27 protein-coding genes and 1 tRNA gene are annotated in these 26,334 nt (G+C 42.8%); 19 read left to right on the top strand and 9 right to left on the bottom strand.

Features of this window, described 5'->3' with window-relative positions; all coding sequences use genetic code 11:
• Positions 1 to 115: 115 nt before the first annotated feature.
• Positions 116 to 187: transfer RNA gene (locus DFQ04_RS10315), tRNA-Arg, on the bottom strand.
• 145 nt (positions 188 to 332) lie between these two features.
• On the opposite strand from DFQ04_RS10315, the gene DFQ04_RS10320 reads away from it, so the two are divergent.
• The 6 genes from DFQ04_RS10320 to DFQ04_RS10345 all read left to right on the top strand — a co-directional run bounded on the left by DFQ04_RS10320 (position 333) and on the right by DFQ04_RS10345 (position 3,270).
• On the top strand, positions 333 to 914 hold the full coding sequence (locus DFQ04_RS10320) for a 30S ribosomal protein S16 (protein WP_133555488.1): 582 nt from the start codon (positions 333 to 335) through the stop codon (positions 912 to 914).
• Between the two features lie 14 nt (positions 915 to 928).
• Positions 929 to 1,459 carry a ribosome maturation factor RimM gene (rimM, locus tag DFQ04_RS10325; protein ID WP_133555489.1) on the top strand — a complete coding sequence of 177 codons (531 nt, stop codon included), beginning with the start codon at positions 929 to 931 and terminating at the stop codon, positions 1,457 to 1,459.
• On the top strand, positions 1,459 to 2,148 hold the full coding sequence (gene trmD / locus DFQ04_RS10330; RefSeq protein WP_133555490.1) for a tRNA (guanosine(37)-N1)-methyltransferase TrmD: 690 nt from the start codon (positions 1,459 to 1,461) through the stop codon (positions 2,146 to 2,148). The genes rimM and trmD overlap by 1 nt, the downstream gene beginning before the upstream one ends.
• Positions 2,149 to 2,225: 77 nt before the next feature.
• Positions 2,226 to 2,591 (top strand): 50S ribosomal protein L19, encoded by a 366-nt coding sequence (gene rplS / locus DFQ04_RS10335; protein WP_133555491.1) that lies wholly within the window; start codon positions 2,226 to 2,228, stop codon positions 2,589 to 2,591.
• A gap of 84 nt (positions 2,592 to 2,675) precedes the next feature.
• On the top strand, positions 2,676 to 2,960 hold the full coding sequence (locus DFQ04_RS10340) for a hypothetical protein (protein ID WP_133555493.1): 285 nt from the start codon (positions 2,676 to 2,678) through the stop codon (positions 2,958 to 2,960).
• Between the two features lie 106 nt (positions 2,961 to 3,066).
• Positions 3,067 to 3,270 carry a hypothetical protein gene (locus DFQ04_RS10345; protein ID WP_133555495.1) on the top strand — a complete coding sequence of 68 codons (204 nt, stop codon included), beginning with the start codon at positions 3,067 to 3,069 and terminating at the stop codon, positions 3,268 to 3,270.
• On the opposite strand, the gene DFQ04_RS10350 is transcribed toward DFQ04_RS10345, so the two are convergent.
• Together DFQ04_RS10350 and DFQ04_RS10355 are read right to left on the bottom strand one after the other, a co-directional pair.
• On the bottom strand, positions 3,236 to 3,508 hold the full coding sequence (locus DFQ04_RS10350) for a type II toxin-antitoxin system RelE/ParE family toxin (protein ID WP_133555497.1): 273 nt from the start codon (positions 3,506 to 3,508) through the stop codon (positions 3,236 to 3,238). The genes DFQ04_RS10345 and DFQ04_RS10350 overlap by 35 nt on opposite strands.
• Positions 3,509 to 3,513: 5 nt before the next feature.
• A complete protein-coding gene (locus DFQ04_RS10355; RefSeq protein ID WP_133555499.1) occupies positions 3,514 to 3,750 on the bottom strand; it encodes a ribbon-helix-helix domain-containing protein in 237 nt (78 codons plus the stop codon).
• Positions 3,751 to 3,983: 233 nt separating this feature from the next.
• Between DFQ04_RS10355 and gltX the strand changes: the two genes are divergently transcribed.
• From gltX to DFQ04_RS10390, 7 genes are all read left to right on the top strand, one after another.
• Entirely contained in the window at positions 3,984 to 5,522 is a 1,539-nt protein-coding gene (gltX, locus tag DFQ04_RS10360) for a glutamate--tRNA ligase (protein ID WP_133555501.1), read from the top strand.
• Between the two features lies 1 nt (position 5,523).
• A complete protein-coding gene (locus DFQ04_RS10365; protein WP_133555503.1) occupies positions 5,524 to 5,709 on the top strand; it encodes a hypothetical protein in 186 nt (61 codons plus the stop codon).
• 100 nt (positions 5,710 to 5,809) lie between these two features.
• Positions 5,810 to 8,425: a carboxypeptidase regulatory-like domain-containing protein gene (locus DFQ04_RS10370; RefSeq protein WP_133555505.1), complete on the top strand. Its 2,616-nt coding sequence runs from the start codon at positions 5,810 to 5,812 to the stop codon at positions 8,423 to 8,425.
• A 54-nt stretch (positions 8,426 to 8,479) separates the two neighbouring features.
• Positions 8,480 to 11,230 carry a TonB-dependent receptor gene (locus tag DFQ04_RS10375; protein WP_133555507.1) on the top strand — a complete coding sequence of 917 codons (2,751 nt, stop codon included), beginning with the start codon at positions 8,480 to 8,482 and terminating at the stop codon, positions 11,228 to 11,230.
• Between the two features lie 31 nt (positions 11,231 to 11,261).
• Positions 11,262 to 11,912, top strand: a complete 651-nt coding sequence (locus DFQ04_RS10380) for an outer membrane beta-barrel protein (protein WP_133555509.1) — start codon at positions 11,262 to 11,264, stop codon at positions 11,910 to 11,912.
• A 57-nt stretch (positions 11,913 to 11,969) separates the two neighbouring features.
• A complete protein-coding gene (gene aroQ, locus DFQ04_RS10385; protein WP_133555511.1) occupies positions 11,970 to 12,398 on the top strand; it encodes a type II 3-dehydroquinate dehydratase in 429 nt (142 codons plus the stop codon).
• Positions 12,395 to 13,450, top strand: a complete 1,056-nt coding sequence (locus DFQ04_RS10390) for an aminotransferase class V-fold PLP-dependent enzyme (protein WP_133555513.1) — start codon at positions 12,395 to 12,397, stop codon at positions 13,448 to 13,450. The genes aroQ and DFQ04_RS10390 overlap by 4 nt, the downstream gene beginning before the upstream one ends.
• A 36-nt stretch (positions 13,451 to 13,486) precedes the next feature.
• Here the strand turns inward: DFQ04_RS10390 and DFQ04_RS10395 are convergent, their stop codons facing one another.
• The 5 genes from DFQ04_RS10395 to DFQ04_RS10420 all read right to left on the bottom strand — a co-directional run bounded on the left by DFQ04_RS10395 (position 13,487) and on the right by DFQ04_RS10420 (position 19,366).
• Positions 13,487 to 14,833 carry a dicarboxylate/amino acid:cation symporter gene (locus DFQ04_RS10395; RefSeq protein WP_133555515.1) on the bottom strand — a complete coding sequence of 449 codons (1,347 nt, stop codon included), beginning with the start codon at positions 14,831 to 14,833 and terminating at the stop codon, positions 13,487 to 13,489.
• Between the two features lie 8 nt (positions 14,834 to 14,841).
• Complete coding sequence (aroC, locus tag DFQ04_RS10400) at positions 14,842 to 15,927, bottom strand: chorismate synthase (RefSeq protein WP_133555517.1); 1,086 nt, start codon at positions 15,925 to 15,927, stop codon at positions 14,842 to 14,844.
• A complete protein-coding gene (locus DFQ04_RS10405) occupies positions 15,927 to 17,372 on the bottom strand; it encodes a BatD family protein (protein WP_133555932.1) in 1,446 nt (481 codons plus the stop codon). The genes aroC and DFQ04_RS10405 overlap by 1 nt, the downstream gene beginning before the upstream one ends.
• A 380-nt stretch (positions 17,373 to 17,752) precedes the next feature.
• Entirely contained in the window at positions 17,753 to 18,994 is a 1,242-nt protein-coding gene (locus DFQ04_RS10415) for an ammonium transporter (RefSeq protein ID WP_133555521.1), read from the bottom strand.
• A gap of 33 nt (positions 18,995 to 19,027) precedes the next feature.
• A complete protein-coding gene (locus DFQ04_RS10420; protein ID WP_133555523.1) occupies positions 19,028 to 19,366 on the bottom strand; it encodes a P-II family nitrogen regulator in 339 nt (112 codons plus the stop codon).
• Positions 19,367 to 19,640: 274 nt separating this feature from the next.
• On the opposite strand from DFQ04_RS10420, the gene DFQ04_RS10425 reads away from it, so the two are divergent.
• Entirely contained in the window at positions 19,641 to 20,546 is a 906-nt protein-coding gene (locus tag DFQ04_RS10425; RefSeq protein WP_133555525.1) for a nucleotidyltransferase family protein, read from the top strand.
• 176 nt (positions 20,547 to 20,722) lie between these two features.
• Entirely contained in the window at positions 20,723 to 21,301 is a 579-nt protein-coding gene (locus DFQ04_RS10430) for a hypothetical protein (protein ID WP_133555527.1), read from the top strand.
• Between the two features lie 25 nt (positions 21,302 to 21,326).
• Here DFQ04_RS10430 and recF read toward each other — a convergent pair whose 3' ends face one another.
• Positions 21,327 to 22,427, bottom strand: coding sequence for a DNA replication/repair protein RecF (gene recF, locus DFQ04_RS10435; protein WP_133555529.1), 1,101 nt, complete (start codon positions 22,425 to 22,427; stop codon positions 21,327 to 21,329).
• Between the two features lie 90 nt (positions 22,428 to 22,517).
• Between recF and pdhA the strand changes: the two genes are divergently transcribed.
• The 4 genes from pdhA to DFQ04_RS10455 all read left to right on the top strand — a co-directional run bounded on the left by pdhA (position 22,518) and on the right by DFQ04_RS10455 (position 26,263).
• On the top strand, positions 22,518 to 23,537 hold the full coding sequence (gene pdhA / locus DFQ04_RS10440; RefSeq protein ID WP_133555531.1) for a pyruvate dehydrogenase (acetyl-transferring) E1 component subunit alpha: 1,020 nt from the start codon (positions 22,518 to 22,520) through the stop codon (positions 23,535 to 23,537).
• Between the two features lie 111 nt (positions 23,538 to 23,648).
• A complete protein-coding gene (locus DFQ04_RS10445; RefSeq protein ID WP_133555533.1) occupies positions 23,649 to 24,353 on the top strand; it encodes a tetratricopeptide repeat protein in 705 nt (234 codons plus the stop codon).
• A gap of 86 nt (positions 24,354 to 24,439) precedes the next feature.
• Positions 24,440 to 24,916: a 6,7-dimethyl-8-ribityllumazine synthase gene (ribH, locus tag DFQ04_RS10450; protein ID WP_133555535.1), complete on the top strand. Its 477-nt coding sequence runs from the start codon at positions 24,440 to 24,442 to the stop codon at positions 24,914 to 24,916.
• A 27-nt stretch (positions 24,917 to 24,943) separates the two neighbouring features.
• Positions 24,944 to 26,263, top strand: a complete 1,320-nt coding sequence (locus DFQ04_RS10455) for an aspartate kinase (protein WP_133555537.1) — start codon at positions 24,944 to 24,946, stop codon at positions 26,261 to 26,263.
• The last annotated feature ends 71 nt before the right edge of the window (positions 26,264 to 26,334 follow it).

The following is a 26,334-nucleotide window of genomic DNA, read 5'->3' on the forward strand; positions in this document are numbered from 1 at the left end:
TAGGCTAACTAAAAATATTCTTTATTTCTGAGAAAAAATAGCCTCTAATGCAGCTCGTTTAGGGAGAGCTTGGGTAAAAATGAAATAAGCCGGCAAACCGGCTTAAATCTCGAAGTAGCCTAGCTAGGAATCGAACCTAGATCTAGCGTTTAGGAAACGCTTGTTCTATCCGTTGAACTACAAGGCCATAAAAAGAGTCGCAAGATAAAGCAAAACCAAACTTTCCCGCAAATATTCTGAATCCAACTTGTGGCTTTACAAGGAATTAACCTATCTTTGCACTCCAAAATTAGGATGGACGGGTTCCATCCAATCACTTAATCTAAACAATTATGTCCGTAAAAATCAGATTAGCACGTCGAGGCAGAAAAAAACAAGCCATCTATGACGTCGTTGTAGCTGATGCAAGAGCACCACGTGATGGTCGCTTCATCGAAAAACTCGGAACTTACAATCCGAACACAAACCCTGCTTCTATCAACATCAACAATGAGCGCGCTCTTACCTGGTTGTTGAATGGAGCTCAGCCAACTGATACCGTGAAGGCTATGCTTTCTTACAGAGGTGTCATGCTGAAGAAACACCTTCAAATTGGTGTGTTGAAAGGTGCAATCACTCAAGAACAAGCTGATGCTAAATTCAATGCTTGGATCTCTGAGAAGGATGCTAAAATCGAAGGCAAAAAAGATAAGCTTGCAACTGCAAAAGCAGACGCTCGTGCTAAGGCACTTGCTGCTGAAGCGGCTAAGAACCAAGCTCGTTTGGATGCCATCAAAGCAAGAGAAGATGAGCAAAAGGCTTTGCTAGCTGCTGCTGAAGCTGCTAACAATCCTGCCGCTGCTGAGGCTGCTGCCGAAGAAGCTGCTCCTGAAGCTACCGAAACTCCTGCAGAAGGCGGAGAAGCTGAAGCTTAATAGAATCAATTTCCATGAACAAGGATCAGTGCTTTCAAATAGGCCGTATAGCCAAAGTTCATGGACTTCGTGGTGAAGTAAATGTGGTGCTGGATGTAGATTATCCGGAGGATTACGACGGATTAGAGCACCTCTTTCTCGAACAAAAAGGCCGATTGGTCCCCTTCTTTTTGGAGCACTTTGTGATCCAGCCTGGAAGTAGAGCTTTGGCAAAGTTTGAGGAACTTGATACCATCGAGCAGGTGGAAATGCTGGTAGGATCGGAAGTTTATCTTCCGCTGACCGAACTTCCTGAGCTAGAAGAGGATCAATACTATTACCACGAGCTGATTGGATACGAGGTTTTTGATGAAACCAAAGGTCTGATTGGCCCTGTGCAGATTATCTACGATTTGGAAACACAGGATCTCCTCGGAGTGACTCACCAGGGTAAAGAAGTGCTGATCCCAATTCAGGACGGAATCATCCAAAAGGTGGACAAGGCAGCTAAAAAAGTTTACTGCCAGTTGCCCGAAGGCTTACTTGACATTTATTTGGAAGACTGATGCATATCGACATCATCACTGTAGTGCCAGGATTATTGGAAGGGCCTTTTTCCCATTCGATTCTGAAAAGAGCCGAAGAAAAAGGACTAGCCAAAGTTCAGATGCATAACCTTCGGGACTATGCGACAGGCAAGCAAAAGCAGGTGGATGATTATGCATTCGGTGGTGGTGCCGGGATGGTGATGATGATCGAGCCTATTGCTCGATGCATTGAAGCCCTTCAAACGGAACGTCAATACGATGAAATCATCTACATGACCCCGGATGGAGAGACTTTCGACCAACCCATGGCCAATGACCTTTCCCTAAAGAAAAACCTCCTGATCCTCTGCGGTCATTACAAAGGAGTTGATCAGCGGGTAAGGGATAAGTTTATCACCAAGGAAATCAGCATCGGAGATTTCGTCCTTTCTGGGGGAGAATTGGCAGCAGCTGTAGTGGCTGACGCAGTGATTCGCCTGATCCCGGGAGTATTGAACGACGAGACTTCGGCATTGACAGATTCCTTCCAAGATAATTTGCTGGCTCCACCGGTTTATACCCGGCCTGCCGAGTACGAGGGAATGAATGTTCCTGAAGTGTTGCTCTCAGGACATGAAGCCAAGATAAGCGAATGGAGATTTGAAGCGTCGGTTCGCCGAACCAAAGAAAAACGACCTGATCTGCTCAAGGGCACAGGTTGGGAATAGGCGAGACAGGATTTTAACAACGTAATTCATTTAAACCGCTGCGGCGGTGCACTGCGAAAGCATAAAAACATAAAGCTATGAGCGATCTAATGAAAATTGTAGAAGCGGAATACAGCGAAGCAAGAGCTAAATTCCCTTCTTTCAAAGCCGGTGATACCATCAACGTACACGTACGAATCAAAGAAGGTAACAAGGAGCGTATCCAGCAGTTTCAGGGAACTGTGATCCAGCGTAAAAACCCTAATTCAAACGGAGAGACTTTCACCGTTCGAAAAGTTTCTAACGGAGTTGGTGTAGAGCGTATCTTCCCAATCATCTCCCCTTCTATCGAGCAAATCGACCTAGTAAGACAAGGTAAAGTAAGAAGAGCACGTCTGTTCTACTTGAGAGGTCGTCAGGGTAAGGCTGCGAGAATCAAGGAAAAAATCGTACACAAGCACTAAGTCGCTTGGTAAGAAAGATAAAAAAGGAACCCAAATCTGGGTTCCTTTTTTGGTTTTGGGTAACTTGTACCAAACGATCCAGCTATGAACCCCTCCATTTCTTTCACCGATCCCGGCGCCATTCTGGGTAAAACCTTCCTTCGAATCGCACAAGTCCTTTTGGTAATTTTAGCCGTATGCTCGGGCTATATGGCCTACTTGGCCAGTGAGGGGCTTTTTTCAGGCTGGAATATCGAGATCGACTCAGACTTGGAACAGCTCTTCCCCGGAGTCTCACCAGATTCCTGGATCCTGTACCTATTTCTCGGACTAGCGGTGAAGTTTTTATTTTGGTTCGGGATTTTGGCTTGGTTGGAAAGGAAGATTTAATCTTCCATAATTCCTTAAATTAAACTCTCTTTTGTGTAATAAAGAAAACTGATAGAATTAGTTGAATTTTTTAATTACACCTTGAATTGCCAAAATCAAGGAAAAAATGAAATTCATAATTTTAGGTTTGGGGATTCTTGTTTTTGGAGTTTCATTTTTGATTTATTTAAAAAAAGAAAATTCAATAATGGAAAAGGATCCAATGGGAAGAGTAGCTAAAATGAAAGGATATGTAGGAGCTGTTGGTGCAATTTTATTAGGACTTTCTATGATAATCAAGGGAACTGCTGTCTTCCGATTATTCGAATGATCTGAATTTGCTCTGATTCTTTGAAATAGATGGTATGTGACCCGTGTACACAAAATCGATAGCCAACCCTTATTTCATCAGCCATGGGGTACATTTCAGGATTTTTGGCTATCCTTTCAAAGGTTTTTTCCAGGGAATGGAAGTAGCGCTCAGCTTGAATTTCTCCAAACCTATGCAATCCGTAAATGTAGATTTGTATCAGGTCTTCCTCAGCCTGAAGACTAAGTGAATACGGCATAGGATTTATTCAGACCGTTTTTTGGCTTCTTCCAGAATCTCAGCCATTGATTTAGTGGATAAGCCACTTTTTTCCCCTTTGATCAGTTCGCTTCTAAGCCAATTTCGTTCTGATTCCTGCTCTCTCTGTCTGCGGATAAGATCATTGATTAATTCACTTTTGCTGGCATATTCATTTTCCTCAATTTTCTGTTTCAACCAGCGATCATTCGGTTCAGTTACTGTTATTGTTTGTCGTGCCATAGTTGTGAATATTTGGTGTAAATATACACCAATTACGTTTTAGATTATCGCATTAAGCTGAATCTCATTTATTTCGTGAAGCCTAAACTCTTCTTGAATTATATTTTTTTCAGGACCTGACTTCCTTCTTTTCCAATCCTTCTCCCTTTCCTCCACAATTCCCTATCTTTGCCCCCTGATTTCTAGAAACCCGTGCCCGGTTTTTCGGGTTATTTGTCCAGAATTTGATTCCCATGTCTAGAGAAGTTCGCGTACGATTCGCCCCATCTCCCACAGGACCACTCCATATCGGAGGAGTCCGCACCGCCTTATACAATTACCTTTTTGCCAAAAAAATGGGAGGGAAATTCCTTCTCCGAATTGAGGATACCGATCAGGGCAGATTTGTGCCTGGCGCAGAGGATTACATCAAAGAATCCTTGGAATGGCTGGGAATTGCTCCTGAGGAAAGCCCTTGGAAGCCAGGCGACGTAGGGCCTTATAGACAATCTGAGCGCAAGGAAATGTACAAGCAGTACGCCTTGGACTTGATTGAGAAAGGTCATGCCTACTATGCTTTTGATACAGCAGAGGAGCTTGAAGCCATGCGAGAGCGCTTAACTGCTGCACGTGTCGTTCAGCCTCAGTACAATGGCATCACCCGTACTCAGATGAAAAACTCCCTCACACTTCCCGCGGAAGAAGTGAAGGCTAGATTGGAATCCGGTGATCCCTATGTGATCCGGGTGAAAATCCCTTTGAAAGAGGATGTTCGCTTAAATGATATGATTCGAGGTTGGGTGATGGTGCATAGCTCTACTTTGGATGACAAAGTGTTGATGAAGTCAGACGGCATGCCTACCTACCACTTGGCAAATATCGTGGATGATCACTTGATGGGAATTACCCATGTGATCCGGGGAGAGGAATGGTTGCCTTCCGCACCTTTGCACGTGTTGCTTTACAAGTTTTTTGGATGGGAAGATACGATGCCTCAGTTTGCACATTTGCCGCTTTTGCTGAAGCCGGATGGAAACGGAAAACTCAGCAAGCGCGATGGGGATAAATTGGGCTTCCCTGTTTTCCCATTGAATTGGACAGATCCTTTCTCGGGAGAAAAATCCCCTGGATTCCGTGAGCAAGGCTATTTGCCAGATGCCTTCCTGAACTTTCTGGCATTTCTAGGTTGGAATCCCGGAGATGATCGGGAAATCTTTTCCTTGGAGGAATTGGTGGAAGCATTCTCTGTGGAGCGAATCGGGAAGTCAGGAACCAAGTTTGACATTGCAAAGGCTAAATGGTTCAATGAACAATACCTAAGATCTAAGCCAAATTCTGAATTAGTTGAGTTTTTGACGGCATCGGCTCAAATGGAGGATATAGAAATTCCATTGGAAAAGGCTTTTGCCATTATTTCCTTGGTCAAAGACCGGGTGACTTTCCCTGATGAACTGTGGAAGGAAAGCCGCTTTGTGATGGTGGCTCCGACTGAATTTGATCAGGAGGTAGCTACTAAAAAATGGAATGTCGATGCGGTGAAAGTGCTGAGTAGCTATTCGGTCGCATTGGATGGATTTACCGGAAACTTTGATGCAGTGACTGCGAAAAGCCTTTTGGAATCCACTGCCGAAGCAGAAGGAATCAAGTTGGGCAAAGTGATGCAAGCTGTCCGATTGGCAGTGACCGGAATGGGTGGTGGGCCCGATTTGATGGAAGTTTTTGCTATCTTGGGTTCTGTAGAAGTGGCCAAACGAATTCGTTTTGCATTAGATACTTTGACTGTTGTAGCCTGATATGACTAAGAAAAAGAAAAAAGAAGCTGACCCAAAAGTTCATGAGGAACTCAAAGGGTTTAAGATGGAAATCAACTCTTTTGGAGAGATTTCTTCTACGCTATCTATTGACAAGATTAATGAGTTTTTGAATAAAAATGTGGAGGATAAAAAGCTGAAAGATCGGGACGATTTGGATTCAGAATAATGCCTCCTCTGAATTTTGAAAAAGTAAACTAAAAGCTCCTAAATGGAGCTTTTTTTTTATCTTGTTCCCCCAAGGTGGTTTTGAAACCTAATTCGGATTTATGCGACAATCGTTTTTTACTCTTTTTTTCCTTTTTTTCATCCAACTGGGTTTTTCTCAGACTTCCAAAATAACCGGTACCCTCAGCAATGAATTAACTGGAGATGCTTTGGTAGATTTTCATGTTTTCATTCCCAATACGACTTATCAAGCCTTTTCTGATTCCACCGGGAAATTCATTTTGACGGGTATACCGGAGGGGAAATGGGTAATCCAGGTTAGAGGATATGGCTGGGAAACTTTGGAAAACAAGGTGGTCGTCAAAGCAGGAGTTCCTCTTGATTTGGATTTGAAACTTAGTCCAGAAAGCTCCTTTGCCTCAGCCTCAGACCAATTGTCTAAGTCCAAACTTTCCAAATTAGAAGATGAAGTTCGGGAAGCTTTTGTGGGAAAGGACATCAAAGACGAAAGCGTTCATTTCTTAAATCCCGACAAGCTGATTTTTGAATCTCAGCCTGACAAAACCTATAAAATAGCCTCTGTTGGGCCACTTTTTTTCACAAATAAGGAAACTGGATATCTGGTATCGATCTATTTCCAGCCCTTTATTTTGGGTTCTGGGGAAAAAATTCAGCAGACCGTCACTTACTTTGAATTACCCCGAGAAGAAAGCCTAGAGGCTGAAAGACGTAAGGCCAGATTGGCGGCGTTTCAGCGTAGTCCTCAGAATTATCTTTCCATGTTGATGGAAGGAAAGGCCGAAAATTTTTCATCCAATCCCAATCCAGAAGTAGCATTTGGACCAAATGGAGGGGATTACTTACTGAGCTTTTCCAAACCAATTCAGGTGGATTTAGGGACTGATATGAAAGGGGTTTTGGATTATTCGGGAGAAAACCTTGAAGTGAAAATCAATGGGGCTCCAACATCCTTAACTGACCTTAAGCTCGGTGGCGCATTTGCATATCTTAATCCCATCTTTGGTGTACCCTCAAATTTTAATGCAGACCGTCTGACCAAACTGGCCAATCTGGAAAAGAATGTTGAGGTCATGCAAGAACGCTTGTATGTCCATACGGATCGAAGGCATTATTGGCCAGCAGAAAACATCTATTTCAAAGCCTATCTCAACTATGGGAATCCCCTGATGGTGGAGGAATTGAGTAAGGTTCTCCATGTAGAATTACTGGACTCTACCGGATATGTGTGGATGCATCAGGTTTTTGAGATCAAGGATGGACATAGTGAGGGACATTTGGCTCTTCCTGATTTATCGGAGACGGGTAATTTTTATCTCAGGTCCAATACCGCTTGGGGACTGAATTACAAACAGGGCGAAGCTTTAATCCCTATTCAGATTTTAGATCACCAGAGCCAGCCTGAAGCTTCCACTATTCCCAAGGAATCCTTTAGAGTTGGAGTTTTTTCCGATAAGGCAACCTACAAGGGAGGAGAAAAGGTCAAATTGAATATCATGGCAGTGGATGAGAATGGCTCACCTATTCAGGCCAATTTATCTGTTTCCGTTTTGGATCTAAATCAGGCCGTTTATGTGCCAGAGCCCCAAAGCATCGAGCAAAGTTTTCTTCCCAAAATGCCAATCGGAACTATTGAAAGCTTCAAGTATCCTGTAGAAAAGGGATTTGAATTGGAAGGCCAATTGCTGGACGATACAGGGACGCCTATCCAAGGTTCTGTCAAAGCCTTTATCAATGGATACGAAGATATACGAACTGTCAAATCTGAAAAAGAAGGGGAGTTTTCATTTCCTGCCTCTAATTTTCAAGGGGATTTTGAGATATCTCTCCAGGCATCGACTGTCCAATCTGGGAAGCCAATTCGGACAATTGAGTTGGATTTAAAATCCTATCCCAAGCAGGAAGTTTTGGAAAATCGAAAATTCCCTGCTGTGGTTAGAAGAGGAATTCAACCCGATCCAAATATTCAGCCAGTAAAGCCTATCCAAGAGGGAGAAATTCTGCTAGAGGAGGCTGTGGTAGAAGAAAAGAAAGAAAATTCAATCGGGCCGATGATTTATGGCAGACCAGATAAAGTGGTCATGACTGAAAATATGAATGTTGTCGGGACAACCATCCAGTTCCTCTACGCGCTTTCGGCTCAAGTAGCTGGAATGAGAATCAATGGAAGTCCTCCGAATGTTTCTGTAAGCTTTAGAGGTGGAGAACCTTTGGTGTTGATCAATGGAGCACCGGCAAACGGAAGTTCTGGAACACTTTTAGGTGGTGGGGGAGGTCGAAGCGTTTATGATGTCTTCGAAAGTGTCAATGTGTTTAATATTGAGCGAGTGGAAGTCTTAAGGCGCTTGGTGCCTCAGTATGGAGATTTGGGAAGAAATGGGGTGATCTCCATCATTTTGAAAACTGGGGAGCAGCAGCGGGCCAATATGAATAACTACTCGCTTTTTAAACTTACCGGATTCTCCAAGACTGTTCCTTTTTCTGATGCAGAAGAAAGCAGAAAATCATTCCCTTTCCTTGTACCCTACCGTCCTACTCTTTATTGGAATCCTTTGCTGATCAGTGACGGATCAAGACTTTCCATCCCTATTGAGTTTGAATTAAATGAACTTCCTGGACCTATTTTGATTGAAATTCGGGGGATTACTAATCTTGGACAGCCGATTTATGGAACTTTTGTCCTCAATCAGCCGAATTAATCTTTAGGCTTCGCTTAATTTGAATCTTCAAACTGAACCAAACCAACTTTTACTGTGAAAAAATATTTATCTCTAATCACACTTCTTTTCCTTTTCTGCTTGCATGGAATTGCCCAGACTGGAACCATCACAGGTATTATAAAAGATGCTGAGACAGGAGAAACTTTGCCCTTCTGTAATGTCTTTGTCAACAATACGACGATTTCCACGGTCACAGACATGGATGGCTCCTATACGCTTTCGGGTTTGGAGGCAGGGCCGATCGAGTTGGGATTTTCTTTTTTAGGCTATATCGCAGAAACCAAAAGTGTTACGCTAAGCGCTGGGGGAAAACTTACTGTAAACATTAACCTGAAGCCATTTGCTCAGGAATTGACTGATGTGGAGATCAAGGCCTCTCGGGATAAAACTTGGGAAAGGGACCTTCGGAAATTTCAGAATCTGTTTATCGGAATCGATGAAGCCGCTACACGAACTCAGATTTTAAATCCATGGGTAATTGATTTCCCTGTTTCTGAAGAAAAAAACGCTTTTTTGGCAAAAGCCGATCTGCCGATTGAAATCGAAAACTTGTATCTGGGTTATAAAATCACATTCAACCTGAAAGACTTTTATGATTCTCCGACAAGTTTTAAGATAGTCGGTGCCGCAAGGTTTGAGGAGATGAAGCCTGAATCTGAGACACAACGATCTACTTGGGAAAAGAACCGGGCTGATGTATATCGGAAATCTCCCATGAATATGTTTCGGTCCCTATTGAATGGAACTGCGGAGAGGGAAGGTTTTTACCTCTATGGGGATAAGGCTGGGGGATCGGCGAGCATGAATATGCGCTCGGATATTTTTGCCAATGAATTGGGAAAATCAGTGGTTCCATACAAAGCTGACCCTTTGGTGACTCCTACAAGTCCTCCCGGGACGTATTTTCTAAACCTAAAAGGAAGAATAGAAATCCATTACCAAAAAGGATTTGCCCAAGCCAATACCTATAAGGACGCCCCTTATCCCATTTCTTGGTTGGAAGTGAATGGAGGAAAAGTGAAAATCAAAGAAAATGGAATGGTACTTAATCCTCAGGATGTAGTCTTCTCAGGAGATATGGACAGGAAGCGGGTTTCCAATCTTTTGCCTTTAGACTACAATGCCGAAAAAGCGATTCAGCTTCAGGATTTAGCCAAAACAGCGAAGAATTATCAAGAAAAAGTCTACCTCCATACCGACAAGCCCTATTACTATGCAGGTGATCAGATTTTTTTCAAAGGCTACCTTGCCTATGGCAATCCTTACCTAAGAGACGAACTCAGCAAGGTTTTGCATGTGGAGATCATTAACCCGGAGCGGGATTTGGTCATTGAAAAGAAATTCCCTATTCGAGATGGGATCGTGGTGGGAGATTTTTACTTGCCAGATTCTATGGCTGAGGAAAAGTATTTTCTCCGTGCTTATACGAATTGGATGCGTAATTATGGGCCTGGACAATATTATCTGCAGACCCTTACCATTCTTGATCCTTACAAAAGAATTGCCCCTGAGGAAGCTGTGAGCAACTGGACCAATCAGGGAGTTAACCTAAAGGCGGATAGGCCCAACTTTGGAACAAGAGAGAAAGTCACCTTGACTTTGAAAGTCTCAGGAGAAGGAGGGCGTGCCATACCGGCTACCCTTTCCTTAGGGGTTTGGGATGCCCGTCAATTGGTTCCTATCCAGCGAAATCTTGAGATGAGTGAAGCCTTGAATCTTCAGCAAGTTCCAGAAAATCTGGGATTGGATCGGTTTTCCTATTCGATTGAGAAAAGCCTACGACTGGAAGGAAAAGTAACTGACGATAAGGGTAAAGGAACTTCCGCAGAGGTGACTGCCTTTGTCAATGATTTCCAGGGGATGATAGATATGGAGTCTGGAAGTGACGGGACCTTCTTGGTGGAGGATATGGAGTTTTATGGCCCCATGAAAATGGCTATTTCGGCCTTGGATAAAAAAGGTAAACCACTTCAGGTCAAGATTGAAGAGCCACTCAAGGCTCCGGTTTCTTTACCGATCAATCCGGAATTCCCAAAAATCACCATTCTTGCCAAGCCAGTCCGAACAGTTCCAGTCGAGCCCGAAGTGGAACCAAAAAATTCTGAAAATTCAACCCCACAGACTAAGCGAGCTATTTATGGAGAACCAGATTTTGTGGTGAAGGGTGAGGATTTAACCAAAACGGGAGTAAACACAGATTTGGTCAACAGTCTCTCCAGTCAAGTGCCCAGTATGAGAGTAAATAACGTAGGGTCTACTGGGATCCAACAAATTCGAATCCGTGGTGGGGCGGTATCTGCAGGGTCTTCGATGGAGCCACTCGTCATGCTCAATGGAAGTATTCTGGGGGCTGCGTCTGGGTCCAATGCTGCAGATAATTTAAGAGGGATCAATCCTTTCGATATAGATAGAGTTGAAGTGGTGACTCGGATCTCTCCCATGCTTGGAGATCAGGGTCGAAATGGTGTGATTGCGGTGTATACCAAGGATAATCTTGATCCTAAAGACCTTTCCGGAATGCCTGGGATCAATCAATTTGTGATTCAAGGGTACCAGCCCCAGAGTAATTTCATCATCCTGGATTATGATCAGCTCAAGGAAACCATAGAAAAGGACGATAGGCAGACACTTTATTGGAATCCTTATCTGATCGCTGACGAGAAAGGGGAAGTGACAATTTCTTTTTTTACTAATGATTCAGATGGACCGATTGTGGTCGAGTTGAGAGGGTTGGGAGTTGATGGAGAAATTGTATCAGGGACTTTTATCCTCAATCAGAAATAGTTCTGAACGATTGAATTGCTTTATTTTGGGCATGAATAAAATTCTACTTTCCCTATTTCTATTGACCCTGCCCTTGGGGGCAGTTGCCCAGCTGAGCATAGGAATCAGGGGAGGATATGCTACTTCATCCTATTCTTACCAAGCCACGGCTGGGACTAGAAGCAGGTCGGTAGATGGGATTGGAGCACCGACATTTGCCTTGGTTTTGGAATATTTCAATGCAAAAAATGCAGGAATTGAGCTCAATGCCCAACAGATTAAATTGGGCTTTAGACAATTCAATGACGACAGTCAACTGAATCAGACTGAGTTTACCTACATGAAATTTCCGCTCTTGGCCAGCTTTTTTGCAGGAAGATCGGGGAGATTTCAAATCAAATTTGGACCGCATTTTGGGTTTTTGACTCAAGCAGAAGATGTGGTGAGAGAGTTTTCAGGAATCAATCCTCCCGAACTTCCGACTTACGGCGAGGCTGCAGACGATCCAAACAGTCTGATGTATGGTTTGACGGCTGGTGCGGGGATTTCCAAGCTTTTTGGAAAAAGCACGATAGCCGGAGAGGTGCGTTTTTCTTTTGATTTTACCAATCCGGAATCTCAGGATAGGATTTTTGATATGCGATCTACCAATCTTGAATTTACGCTGGCTTATCTTTTTAGAATAAAGGAAAAGAGGGAGTAAAGTTGGAAGCTTGAAGGGAGTCTGTAACTTTGGTAAGTGCATTAAACCTATCCCAAATTGAAAATTCAAATCATCAATGGGCCCAACCTCAATCTTTTGGGGAAAAGAGAGCCTGAGATTTATGGAAGCGAAACTTTCGAAGATTATTTCGAAAATCTAAAAAAGCGCTTTCCTCAAGTTGAACTTCATTATTTCCAAAGCAATGTAGAGGGAGAAATGATCAATAAAATCCACGAAGTCGGATTTGAATTTGATGCCATTCTTCTGAATGCCGGAGGATATACACATACTTCAGTAGCCATTTCGGATGCCATTGCAGGAGTGACTACCCCTACTTTGGAAGTCCATATTTCCAATATTTACAAGAGAGAAGAATTCCGTCATAAGAGCATCATTTCCAAATCCTGTGTGGGGATGATTTCAGGTTTGGGACTGAAAGGTTATGAACTCGGCGTTTTGTATTTTCTAAATTCTCCTGAACTATGATCACGTTCGCACCCGGGCCATCCAAAGTATATGATGCCTTGCCTCGCTACATGCAGGAGGCTTATCAAGAGGGGATTTTAAGTGCTAACCACAGAAGTGGTGCATTCATGCACTTGTATCAGGAAACTGAACAACTGATGCGTGAAAAACTCCACATGTCGAAGGATTACAAGCTTTTGTTTACCTCAAGTGCCACGGAGAATTGGGAGATAATTTCCCAATCTGTAGTCGAGGAGGCAAGCTTTCATATTTACTCAGGTTCCTTTGGGAAAAAGTGGATTGAATTTGCCAAGCATATTATCCCATCAACTTCAGGTTTAAAAATCGAAGCCAATCAATTCTTAGATGTTGCTGGATTAGAAATAGCTGAGGAGTTTGATCTGATTGCCATCACCCAAAACGAGACTGCTAATGCTTCTCAAGTTCCAATGAAGGTTATTGAGGCAATTGGAGAGAAGTTCCCTGAAAAGATGATTGCTGTCGATACCACCTCTTCCATGGCAGGAATAGAATTGGACTTTTCCTTAGCTGATATTTGGTATGCTTCCGTTCAAAAATGCTTTGGGCTTCCAGCAGGCCTGGGGATTTTGATAGTCTCCCCCAAGGCAATTGAGAAAGTACAGCGAAAAGGAGAAAAAGGCCGCTACAACAGTCTAAGTTTTATCTTAGAAAATGCAGCTGGATATCAAACGCACTATACTCCCAATGTTTTGGGGATTTATTTGCTCAATCGAGTGCTAAAAGACATCCCTGAAATCCAGCATATCGATGCAAAATTAAGAGATAGAATGTCGAGGTTGGAAAACACCATCGCTCAATCCAAAAGCCTAAGGATGCTTGTGGATAATGCTGATACTAGAAGTACGACTGTGATGGCAATTGCAGGAACAGAGGAATTGATTTCTTCTGTGAAAAAAGCTGCTGAAAAAGAAGGCATGCAAATGGGAAGTGGTTATGGACCTTTGAAACCGACCAGTTTCAGAATTGCAAACTTCCCCGCAATCACGGATTCGGAGTTTGAGAAGCTCGTAAGCTTTTTGAAAAACTATTAATGAAAAAAGCCTGGAAATTTTCCAGGCTTTCATTTTTTAGGATTCCTCCTGCACACTTTCATTGGCAGTGAGCGGATTATTTTTTCGGATCATTCCTTCGGGAAGTTCTCCTTCTGTACTTGCCACCACGGTGGTTACCACCACGTCTCCAGTTACGTTTACGACAGTTCGGAACATATCCAAAATTCTATCAGGAGCCATAATTAACGCGATTCCAGCAGCTGGAACTCCAATGGATTCTAATACCACAATCAGCATAATCAAACCTGCACCCGGAACGCCAGCCGATCCGATGGCAGCCAAAGTCGAAGTCAATACGATCATCAATTGCTGGGAAAGGCTCAAATCCATACCTAAAGCTTGGGCAATGAAAACTGCCGCCACACTTTGGTAAAGACTGGTTCCGTTCATATTGATTGTAGCTCCTAGCGGTAAAACGAAACTGGTGATGTTTTCAGAAACACCCAATTCCTCCTCCGTAAGTTTCATAGTTACCGGAAGGGTAGCGGAACTGGAACTGGTTGAAAACGCCAATAATTGAGCTGGACGAATTGCTTTAAAGAAATCTGCGTACTTGACCTTGGTAAAACTTTTCAGGAGAAGTGGATAAATCACCAGCATCATAAAGAACAAACCTCCCAAGACAATCAAACTGTACTTAAGCAAAGCCAATAATAGGTCTACCGCAGCATCTGGATTATCTCCTGCGATTTCTACGATCAGGGAAGCCATCAAAGCAAACACACCATAAGGAGCGATCAGCATGACATAATTGACGATTTGGATGATCACGTCATTGAATCCGTCGAAGAAAGTAATAACAGGGTCCGCTTTGGATTTAGGGATCTGAAGAAGGGCTATACCTGCAATGATTGCGAAAAACACCACTTGAAGCATTGCCGCATTGTCTGTAGTGGCTTGAAAAAGGTTTTGAGGAACCATATCCACTATGGGTTGAAGAGGACTTTGCTCCTGCAATTCAGCCGCCGCTTGTGCTCTCTGTCCTGCATCACCTTCATACATTTTCATCAAATTCTCCCGGGTTTCAGCTGGTAGGCCTTTTCCAGGTACCAGTACATTTACCAGCAAAAGACCGGTGCAGATGGCTATTACGGTTGTAATCAAGAAGGTAATGATTGTTTTTCCACCGATTCGACTCAATTTGGAGATATCACCCAAGTTGGAAACCCCGATAATCAGAGAGGCCAATACCAAGGGCATTGCTATCATTTTTAAGCCATTGATGAAAATAGTACCAATAGGTTTGATCCAATCCAAGGTAAGCCATGCAGGAATGCCGGTTTTAATGGCTGTGATTCCGTAAATCAAGCCTAAAACCAATCCTATGATGATCTGAGTATGTAAGGGTATTTTTTTCAACATGTCGTAGTTTATATATCTTCAAGTTTATTGGTTTTGGACAAAAGAAGGTAGTCAGCTATGACCAAGGCGGCCATAGCCTCCACGATTGGTACTGCTCGTGGCACTACACATGGATCGTGACGTCCTTTTCCACTTACCGTGACACTTTCTCCGGCTTCATTTACAGATTCCTGGTCCTGCATAATTGTGGCAACTGGTTTAAAAGCTACCCGGAAATAAATATCCTCACCGTTACTGATTCCACCCTGGATTCCCCCGGAATGATTCGAAAGCGTATGGACTTTTCCATCTTTTTGAGCAAAGGTGTCATTATGCTGGGAGCCTCTCATTTTCACTCCTTCAAATCCACTTCCGTACTCAAATCCTTTTACGGCATTGATGCTAAGCATGGCCTTTCCTAACTCTGAATGGAGGCGATCAAAAACAGGTTCTCCCAATCCCACTGGGGTATTTTGAATGACACAAGTGATGACTCCACCAATGGTATCACGATCCAGTCTGACTGAATCGATCAAGGAAATCATCCTTTCGGCCATTTCTGGATCAGGGCATCTGACGATGTTTTCCTCTGCTAAGTCAAGGTTTAATTCCTGATAGGGTTTTTCTAAAGTCAGGTCACCAACCTGGGAGACAAAGGCGTTGAATTTGATTCCTTTGCTTGCTAAAAATTGCTTGGCGATAGCCCCAGCAGCTACTCTGGCAGCTGTTTCTCTGGCACTGGATCTTCCTCCTCCCCGGTAATCACGGATTCCGTATTTTTCGAAATAGGTATAATCGGCATGAGAGGGGCGGAATTTGTCTGCGATATGGGAATAGTCCTTACTCTTCTGGTCAGCGTTTTTGATGACAATTCCGATTGGAGTCCCTGTTGTTTTTCCTTCAAAAACTCCGGAAAGGATTTCGATTTCGTCTTCTTCTTTCCGCTGCGTAGTGATTTTGGATTGTCCTGGCTTACGGCGTTGCATTTCCTTTTGGATTTTTGCCTCATCCAATTCCAATCCAGCAGGGCAACCTTCAACGATTGCTCCTAAAGCTTTTCCGTGTGATTCACCAAAGGTGGTGACCCTGAAAAGCCTTCCAAATGAATTGCCCATTATTTTTTTCTAATTATCAGGACCGAGAGTAAGATCACTGCTCCCAGTAGGAGCAGGTTGATTGCGGTCGTAAAATAGTATTTATATTTCTCGTTTGAAAACTGGTTGTTTTCCGTAGAAATTCGATCATATAAGCCACCCAGCCTTTGGGCCGATAGGGCTTGATTGACTTTGGACTCGCCCGAAACAATAATTTTTGCCTCTGGACGAAGGGTGTCATAAACTGCCCTCACCGGATCAAAATAAATCCAATTGAAGTAGTCCTTGAGATTGTATTCCCCTGCCTCATTGAGAGTTACGAAATAATTGTATTCCTTTATCCCAGAAACTCGACCGTAGCCCCGGTTGATTTGTTGCCTCACGTTAGGATCGTAGGTATTAAGATTTGGGCCAGGAAGACGCTTGGGTTCTGCGATGGAATTGATGTTTCCTACACCGTTGATTCCAAAATTGTAATTGAATCCTTTTCCAGTTTCTACTTCCAAAGTTGAAATGTTTTCTCGAAGCTGGTATACCCCAACGCTTACCTCGTTTTTCAGTGGGTGAGGGGGCAAAGGCTTTACTGTGATGGTTTTGGCAGAGGAGTAGAAAGTTTTGAAATCTTCCTGCCTATTGGCGCCAAAGAAGGTTGGATTTTTCGCCACTCTGTATTTGATCATTTCCCAAGGCACTCTGGGAATTTCTATTTTTCCTTCAGAGAATGGGAAAAATGTCGCCTCATAGACCTTGAATTTTTGCCAACGCTTCCCGTTTAGGTCGACTACCTGGGGTTCGATATTCGTGATATTGAAGTTTTCCTCCCAGGCATTTCCGGGCTTGATTCTTTTCAATATTGCATCCAATTGTCTTCCGGGTTCATAAAACTGAAAAGGTGCCTGGTTTTGCTCAGACATGTAAAAGGCAATATTTACCGTAAAGCCTTCACCTGCAAAAACCTCATCCTTATCTACAGAGACCGAGAAAAAGGCGTCATCTTCCAATTCGATGTATTCAGGTTCTTCCGCATTTCTTCCAAAAAAGTCCGCAAAGGGGTCAAATACATCTCCACCCGACGCTTGGGAGCTTACAGCATCTGTCACAGTAATTCTTTTTCCTGCCGAAGCATAGGACTCTCCGTTGATCAAAATGGAAAAATTCCCTAGAGTAAATTGCCCTTTTCTTGAGGGCTTATAGTATTGAATGATACTATTGGAGCTGCTCATTCTTCCGTTGATAATATTCATGGAAGAGGATTGGGAAATGCCCTGTTTTTGAAATCCCGGAATCTCGGGAAATTGATCGTAGGACTTAATCTTATCGTCTGATAATGTCACCTTGATGGTGAAAGTCTCATTTAAGCCTATTTCATCCGGTCCAAGCTCGATCTGTACTTCTTGTCCATAGGCGTTGCCTGCCAAAATTAAGGCTGCACATACGAATAGGAGTCTGATGATCGTTTTTATCATGGTTGCGAAAATAGGGATAATTCTATTCTTAAAGCTTCCAAAATAACGTAACATATCCCGAAATGACTTCGTAGGTAACCTTAAAATCAGTTAATAAACCCAAATCAGATAAGCTATGCTAGAATATGTGAAGACCATTTTGCAAAAAGTCAGCTTCAGCAAGTATTTGTTTGAGCGAGAATTAAAAAAAGGCCTTCGGTATTTATTGCCGAGCGAAATTGAAGAATTCAGAGATTGGTGCTATGCAATGTTTAGTCAAGTGTACCTTTCTGTATTAAACCGTCATTTTAAACCAGCTTATTAATTCACTATCAAAAAAAACTAAGCCCCGGAAGTTTTCAATTTCCGGGGCTTTTTCTTGTAAGGTTAGTTTAGTTTAATCAGTCTTTTGTAGCAAAATCCGGATAAGCTCTCATGCTGTGTTCGTTGATATCCAGTCCTTCGGTTTCTTCTTTTTCATCCACGCGAATACCCACTGTCTTTTTCAAAGTGAAGAAAATTAACCATGCAGATCCGAAGCATAATACCGCGGTAGCTCCAATTCCGATAAGTTGAGAGATCACCTGACTCATGCCGGCAAGGTCACCAAATAGGCCAACAGCCAAGGTTCCCCAAATACCGCCAATCAAGTGTACAGAAATGGCACCCACAGGATCATCGATTTTTAGCTTGTCAAATAATACCACGCCAAATACCACTAATCCACCGCCAACGAATCCGATTATGATAGAATCTATGATTCCCATTTGGTCAGCACCGGCAGTGATTCCTACCAAGCCAGCCAAAATGCCGTTAAGCACCATGGTGATATCATAGGTTTTGAATTTCAAATAAGAAACGATCAAGGCACCAAAAGCACCAGCAGCGGCAGCCATGGAAGTGGTTACAAATACCTTGGATACCAGTCCTGGATCTGCACTTAAAACAGAACCTCCATTAAATCCAAACCAGCCTAACCAAAGTAAAAATACCCCGATTACTGCCAAGGGAATGTTGTGGCCTGGAATCGCTTTCATGCCTTGCGGAGTGTATTTACCCAATCTTGGTCCTAGAAGCATTGCTCCTACCAAAGCTCCCCAGCCACCAACAGAGTGAACGATGGTAGATCCTGCGAAATCATAAAAAGGAGTTTCCATAGCATTTAAGAATCCTCCTCCCCACTTCCACATTCCAACCATTGGATAAATGATGGCTACGTAGATGATGGAGAAAGTGATAAATGGACCTAACTTAACTCGCTCCGCAACTGCTCCAGAAACAATTGTGGCTGCTGTAGCCGCAAACATAGCCTGGAAAATGAAGTCAGTAAAGTAAGTGTAGCCAGCGTTATAGTTGCTGGTATCCCAGCCTTCAGGGAGCTCAAGTCCAAATCCGGCGAAGCCAAAAAACGCCCCGGCGAAATCGCCTCCAGGATACATTAAATTAAATCCTACCAAGGCATAGGTAAGTAATCCTATGGCAGGAATGATGGTGTTTTTGAACAAAATGTTCACTGTGTTTTTGGAGCGGGTTAGTCCAGCTTCCAAAGTGGCAAAGCCCAAGTGCATGATGAAAACCAAAAAGGTGGCAATCATCATCCAGAGATTATTGACCGTAAATAGGTCTTGTATTGGTTCTTCCATTGGTCTAAATAGGTTCGAGGTGAGTAGGTTTGATTAAAGGGCAGCTTCTCCGGTGTCGTTGTTTCGGATTCGGTAAGCTTCGAGGACATCGTAAACGAAAATTTTTCCGTCGCCGACTTCTCCGGTTTTTCCCTCGGAAAGGATGCATTTGATTACTGCTTCCGATAAATCATCCGGAACTACTATTTCCAATTTGGTTCTGGGAATGTAAGCCGGTTCATAGGCCACGCCTCGATACATTTCTTGTCGGGCATGCTCAAATCCCATCCCTTTGATTTCATAGAAGGAGAGAAATTTCACTCCAAGCTTTGAAACACAGGTATGGATTTGATCAAAACGGGAAGTCCGAATGATCGCTTCAATTTTTTTCATTTTGTTAATAGGTTAAATGGTTTTTTGAGATAATGGCATGAAAGTAAGATATTTTTTAAAACAAAATCAAAAATAGGGTTAAAAAATAACCGGTATTGAAAAAATTTACACAAGAAATATTGGATCATGGGTTGTTTTTTATCCCGATTAAATAAAATCAATCGATTTCTGATCAAAATTGGGTAAAAATGAAACTTAAGGCTTGAATTAAGTCCAGTTTGGTCAAAGCAGATAAAAAACTAATTTTGCCAGCGTTTTTTACCAAGAGATATACATGACTAATAAACCAACACTTCTTGTGCTTGCAGCCGGAATGGGCAGCAGATATGGAGGAAATAAGCAGATTGACGGTTTTGGCCCAAACGGGGAGACCATATTAGAATATTCAATTTTTGATGCGATTCGGGCTGGATTCGGAAAAGTAGTATTCATTGTCCGTCAGGAAATTTTGGAAGTGGCTAAGGAGAAGTTTCTGCCCAAGCTCGAAGGAAAAATCGAAGTGGATTGGGTGATCCAGTCTTTGGATAGTTTTGTTCCGGATCATTTGAAGCAAGGGGGAAGAACCAAGCCTTACGGAACTGCCCATGCCGTGCTTTGTGCCAAAGATGCCATCCAAGAGCCATTTGCCGTGATCAATGCGGATGATTTCTATGGGAAAGAAGCCTTTGAGGTATTGGGAAAATTCCTTTCTAAGGAGGTAAAGCCAGATCTACATGCCATGGTAGGCTATGCGATTCAAAACGTACTTTCTGAAAATGGAACCGTTAGCCGTGGAGTCTGTGAGACCAATTCCAAAGGTCAGTTGATCGGCATGGTGGAAAGAACCTCCATCTCCAGAGAAGGGGATAAAATCGTCAGCCGTGGTGAGGGAGAAGTCTTGGAAATCGCCGAAAATACGCCCGTCAGTATGAACTTCTGGGGATTCCATCCGGATGTATTTGTGGACATCGAGGAGATGTGGAATAAATTCCTTCCAGCCAATCGAGAAAATTTGAAATCAGAATTCTATATCCCAACAGTTGCCAATAACCTGATTCAAGAAGGCAAAGCTGCTTTTGAAATCCTTGCTGGAGGCAAAACCTGGTTTGGGGTAACCTATACCGAGGATCGGCCGGTAGTGATAGAGGCACTGAAAAAGCTTCATCAGGAAGGAGAATATCCGGCAGATTTGTGGAAATAATAGAAAGAGGCTTCGGCCTCTTTTTTTGTCAAAAAAGTACTGAAAATACCCAATATTGGGTATTGCAGACGGTTTTTAACGATTTTAGATTTGGCGGAAAATTTAAAATTTTATGAGAATTCCCAATTCCCAATTCCCAATTCCCAATTATTTTTTTGAGTGCACAGTTCAATAAAGTGTTAAAACAGATTTTCGATTATCTCGCTTTAAGCTCTCTTTCCAGTATAGGTAAAAAGATCATTCTGGTTGGAGGTTTTGCTTTTTTACTAAACTATTCCTCTTTTGGTCAAACTGAAAAAGAGCTTCGGCTTAACCTAATCAATCCAGGAATTGTTTGGGAAAATCCGATTGGTACAAATAAGACCATTGAACTAAATTTGGGTATAGGTTATAATGGTTCTTATCCAGAATTGAATACTGAATATGGTGAAAATGGTTTTCAGGGTCAGCTCGCTCCCTTTTTGGATGTTCAGGCAAGAAGTTATTATAATATCCGGAAGATTGCTGAGAATGGTCGGAGAAGCCGGAATTTCATTGCGTTGAGATACCTATTTTACGGGCCGAGAATTGCCGGGAATGTGCGGACCAACGAAAATTACAGCATGGCAGTGGGGCCGACCTGGGGATTTAAGAAGGTTTATGAGAAGTGGACAGTTTTGGGAAGTTTAGGCCCCATCTATTACTTCGATTTGACAGGTACAGGAGGTATATTTCCGATCAATTTTGAGTTCAATCTTGGATATCGTTTGAAATAGGATAAAAGAGGCTTCGGCCTCTTTTTTACTTTTTGACCACACCTTTTTCCACCTCAAAATAGAATACTTCCGATTCTAAGCCAGCTAGGATAGTTTTGGATCGTTCTGGTCTGGCATCGGTCAAGAAAATCTGACCGAAATTCCCCTGAGAAACCAATTCCATCAATTTGGCGATTCTCTCGTCATCCAGCTTGTCGAAAATATCATCCAAGAGAAGTAGTGGCTTTTCCCCTCTCGATTTTTCGAAAATTTCAAATTGAGCAAGTTTTAAGGCTATTATGAAAGATTTCTGTTGTCCCTGGCTCCCGATTTTTCGAATGGGATGTCCTCCTATCTGAAAATCGAAATCATCTTTATGAATACCGGCATTGCTGTTTTTGGTAATCAGATCCTTTTGCCGAAGGCTATGGAAATACGCTCCAAAATCAGGGCGTAGAGCTTCAGTCTCATAATTGACCGAGACCTGCTCTAGTCCAGAGGAAATCTTTTTGTAATATTCTTGGAGTACTGGGGCCATTTCATCCAATAACAACTTCCTTTTTTGAGCTAACTCCACACTGAGCCGGATCAACTCCTGATCATAACTCCCTAGCAAGGTAAGGTCTCGTCCTCCTGTATCCGCAAATTGCTTGAGCAGGGCATTTCTCTGCTTCAGGTAATGATGGTATCGGATCAATTGATCCAAATATCCATGGTCCAGTTGGGATAAAAGTCCGTCAAAAAATTTCCTTCTTCCCTCGCTTCCGCCTTTGATTAATTCCGTGTCATCCGGGGCAATAAGAACCAAAGGGATCATTCCTACATGGTCCGAGGTTTTGGGAAGAGGGCTTCCATTTTGAAAAATCTGCTTCTTTTTCCCAGCCTCAAAAGAACAGCGAACTTCCAATGGTTTATTTTCCACCTGAAACTTTCCAATGATGGAAAAAAAGTCCAAGTCGTGAGAAATGTTTAAGGTATCGCTGCTTTGAACCGCACTTTTGGTCAGGGACAAATAGTGGATAGCATCCAGAATATTCGTTTTCCCGCTACCATTGAGCCCTACGATACAATTAATCCCCGGACTAAACCTGAGATTGGTTTTGAGATGGTTTTTAAACTGGATTAAATCAATGGACTCCAGAAGCATGGGATCGGGAATTATTTTAGCGGTGGCCTGATTTTTAGGTCGGGATTGCTATATTTGGGGCCTAAAATAGCATATTTTGATTAGCACGATATGGCAAAGAAAACTGCAGCGACTAAGTCCAAAGTAAAATATTCCAAAGAAACCTATGCTTACTGGTATGAAAGCATGCTCTTGATGAGAAGGTTTGAGGAAAAAGCCGGGCAATTGTATGGTCAGCAAAAAATCAGAGGATTCTGTCACCTATATATTGGTCAAGAGGCTTGCGCTTCGGGATCTATTTCCGCTTTGACAAAAGACGATAAGTGGATTACTGCCTACAGATGCCATGCGCATCCACTGGGATTGGGAACCGATCCGGGTGCTGTAATGGCTGAACTTTTTGGAAAAGCTACCGGTACAACCAAAGGAAAAGGTGGTTCCATGCACATTTTCGATAAGGAAAGACATTTCTTCGGAGGTCATGGAATTGTAGGCGCTCAGGTACCTATGGGTCTTGGAATAGGCTTTGCCGAAAAATACATGGGCACCAAAAATTTAGCAATTTGCTACATGGGTGATGGTGCTGTTCGTCAGGGTGCTGTGCACGAAGCATTTAATTTAGCAATGCTTTATAAGACTCCAGTCATTTTCGTCATTGAAAACAATGGCTATGCTATGGGTACTTCTGTAGCTAGAACTTCCAATGTCACTGAATTGTACCAAATTGGTGAGGGATACGATATGCCTTCTTTCCCAGTAGATGGAATGGACGTGGAAGCTGTTCATGAAGCAGTGGCAGAAGCAGCAGAAAGAGCAAGAAGAGGTGATGGACCAACTTTGTTGGAATTCAGAACCTATAGATACAAAGGCCACTCCATGTCTGACCCTCAAAAGTACAGAACCAAGGAGGAAGTGGAAGAATACAAGCAGCGTGACCCGATCGAGCAGGTTTTAAAAACTATCCGTGACAATAAATTAATGTCTGAGGAAGAGATCGAAGCTGTGGTTAAAAAAGTAAAAAAGCAGGTAGATGAAGCAGTGAAATTTGCTGAAGAATCTCCTTGGCCTGATGGAATGGATGCCTTCAAGGCCGTATATGTTCAGGAAGACTATCCTTTCGTGATGGAATAAATTCAAAAAGCTCCCTCGAAAGCCATGAAGTCTTTCTTACTTCATGGCTTTTTTGTTTGGGCTTGTGAATTTGATAAAAACCGTATATTTGCGACCGAAAATCGAGTAACAATGGCAACTAAGCAATCTAAAAAAGCACACGAAAATGAACTTTTGGAAAATCCAGAAGTCATTGCAGAGCAAATCGGCAGAGGTGAGGCTTTTTTGAAAAAGAATAGCAAAATATTAGCTGGAGTTTTAGCAGCTGCAGTGATTTTGATAGGAGGAATCTTATTCTTCCAGATCAATACCGCCAATCAAAACGAGAAAGCTCAGGAAGAAATGTTCCAGGCGGTATATTTCTATGAGCAGGACAGCATTGATTTTGCCTTGAACGGTGACGGTATCAACAAAGGCCTTCTTTCTATTGTAGAAGATTATCCTAGAACTGACGCGGCTAATTTGGCTAACTTCTATATCGGTTCAATTTATCTTTCTGAAAAGAAATTTGCCGAGGCATTGGAGCATTTGGAAGATTTTTCTTCTGACGATTATTTGGTTCAGGCCAAAGCGTATTCTTTAATCGGAGATGCGAATTTGGAACTAGCTAATATCGATGCAGCTATTTCCAGCTATACCAAAGCGGCCCGTACCAACGAAAACAAATACACTACACCAAAGTATTTGGCTAAGTTGGCAGTAGCTCAAGAAGAGTCTGGAAAAATTGCCGATGCAATCGCTACCTACACAGAAATTGAGGAGAAATACTACGAGTCATTCGAGTATTCTGCTGCACGAAAACATAAAGCTCGCTTAGAAGGCCTTGCCGCTAAGTAATGCTTCCTTTGTATGCATACTAGAAGAGTAAGGCCCCGGGTCTTGCTCTTTTTTTGTTTTAAATCCTTTTCAAAAACACAAAATCAATGGCAACTGCAAACAAAAGCCTAAGTGAATACAGCTCCAAAAACATTCAGGATATTAGTTCCCGAAAGTTTGCAATCGTGGTGTCCGAATGGAATGAAGATGTTACCGAGGCGCTTTACTCCGGCGCATACCAAACGCTAATCCAGCATGGAGCAAAAAAGGAAAATATCATCCGTAAGAATGTACCCGGTTCATTTGAGCTTTCTTTAGGAGCCCAGTGGTGCGCTCAGGATGAAAAAATTGACGCAGTGATCTGCTTGGGTTGTGTGATTCAGGGAGAGACTCGTCATTTTGATTTTATCTGTGATGCGGTCGCGCATGGAATTACGAATGTCTCTTTGAAATTTAACAAACCGGTGATTTTTGGAGTTTTGACTCCCAATAACCAACAGCAAGCCCTTGACCGAGCTGGAGGAAAGCACGGCAACAAAGGGGACGAGGCTGCTATCACCGCGATCAAAATGCTTGGGTTTTAACAAATCAAACCTATATATTCTACCTCTATGAAAATCATGAAATTTGGCGGTACCTCTGTGGGCCGTCCTGAGCGAATGCATCAGGTAAAAGACCTGATCACTCGTGGAGATGAACCAACTATTGTCGTGCTTTCGGCACTTTCCGGTACGACCAATGCCTTGGTGAGCATTGGTGAAGCCCTAGCTGCAGGAAACAAGGAATTGGCCAAGGAAAGAATTGATGCGCTTCATGCCCATTATCTGGCCTTTTATCCTGCCCTTCTTCAGACCAATGAAGCAAGAGCGAAGGCTGAGGAAATCATCAAAGAGCATTTTGAGTTTTTGAATATTCTCTTGAAAATCTCCTTCAATGAGGCGATCAACCGGGATATTTTGGCTCAGGGAGAATTACTTTCCACCAAGCTGTTTTATACCCTTTTGGGCGAATTGGAGATTCCTGCGGTGTTTCTTCCTGCTTTGGATTTCATGAGCATTGATGAAAATTCAGAGCCGGAATTGGGTAAAATTTCCGAAAAATTGAAAGCAATTTTGGCTCAACATGAAGGAGAGAGACTTTTCATCACCCAAGGCTATATCTGTAAAAACCACAGAAACGAGGTAGATAATTTGAAGCGTGGGGGAAGTGACTATACTGCTTCTTTGGTTGCTGCCGCCATTCATGCTTCAGTTTGCGAAATTTGGACTGACATCGATGGAATGCATAACAACGATCCAAGAATCGTGGACCGAACCCGTCCTATCGCAGAATTGTCCTTCGATGAAGCAGCCGAATTAGCCTATTTTGGGGCGAAGATCCTTCATCCAGCCTCCATCTGGCCAGCCCAGCTATATAATGTGCCTGTAAGACTGCTCAATACCATGGAGCCAAGTGCTGCTGGAACTTTGATCAAAGCTGAGGTTCCAACTACCGGTGTAAAGGCTATCGCCGCAAAAGATGGAATTACAGCTATCAAGATCAAATCCAGCCGAATGCTTTTGGCTTATGGTTTCTTAAGAAGAATTTTCGAGGTTTTTGAAAAATACAAAACCCCGATAGATATGATTACCACTTCTGAAGTGGCTGTTTCTGTGACGATAGATGACCTGGCTCATTTGGATCAGATATTGGCCGAATTGCAGACTCTCGGTACTGTAGAGGTGGATCAGAACCAAACCATCATCTGTATTGTGGGCAATATGGTTTCTGAGACCAAAGGCGCGATCAAATCAGTGATGGATTCTTTGGTTGATATTCCTGTTCGAATGGTTTCTTATGGAGGTAGCCGCCATAACGTATCTATTTTGGTGGAGGCGCAATACAAAGTGCAGGCGCTAAAAAACCTCAACGAAGGTGTATTTACCTGGTAAATAATTGAAACTTTAAATTGAATCTAACTGGAGCCGGGGAAGTCCGGCTCTTTTCATTAGAATCTTTCTTC

It is taken from the genome of Algoriphagus boseongensis (assembly GCF_004362805.1).
Taxonomy (GTDB): domain Bacteria; phylum Bacteroidota; class Bacteroidia; order Cytophagales; family Cyclobacteriaceae; genus Algoriphagus; species Algoriphagus boseongensis.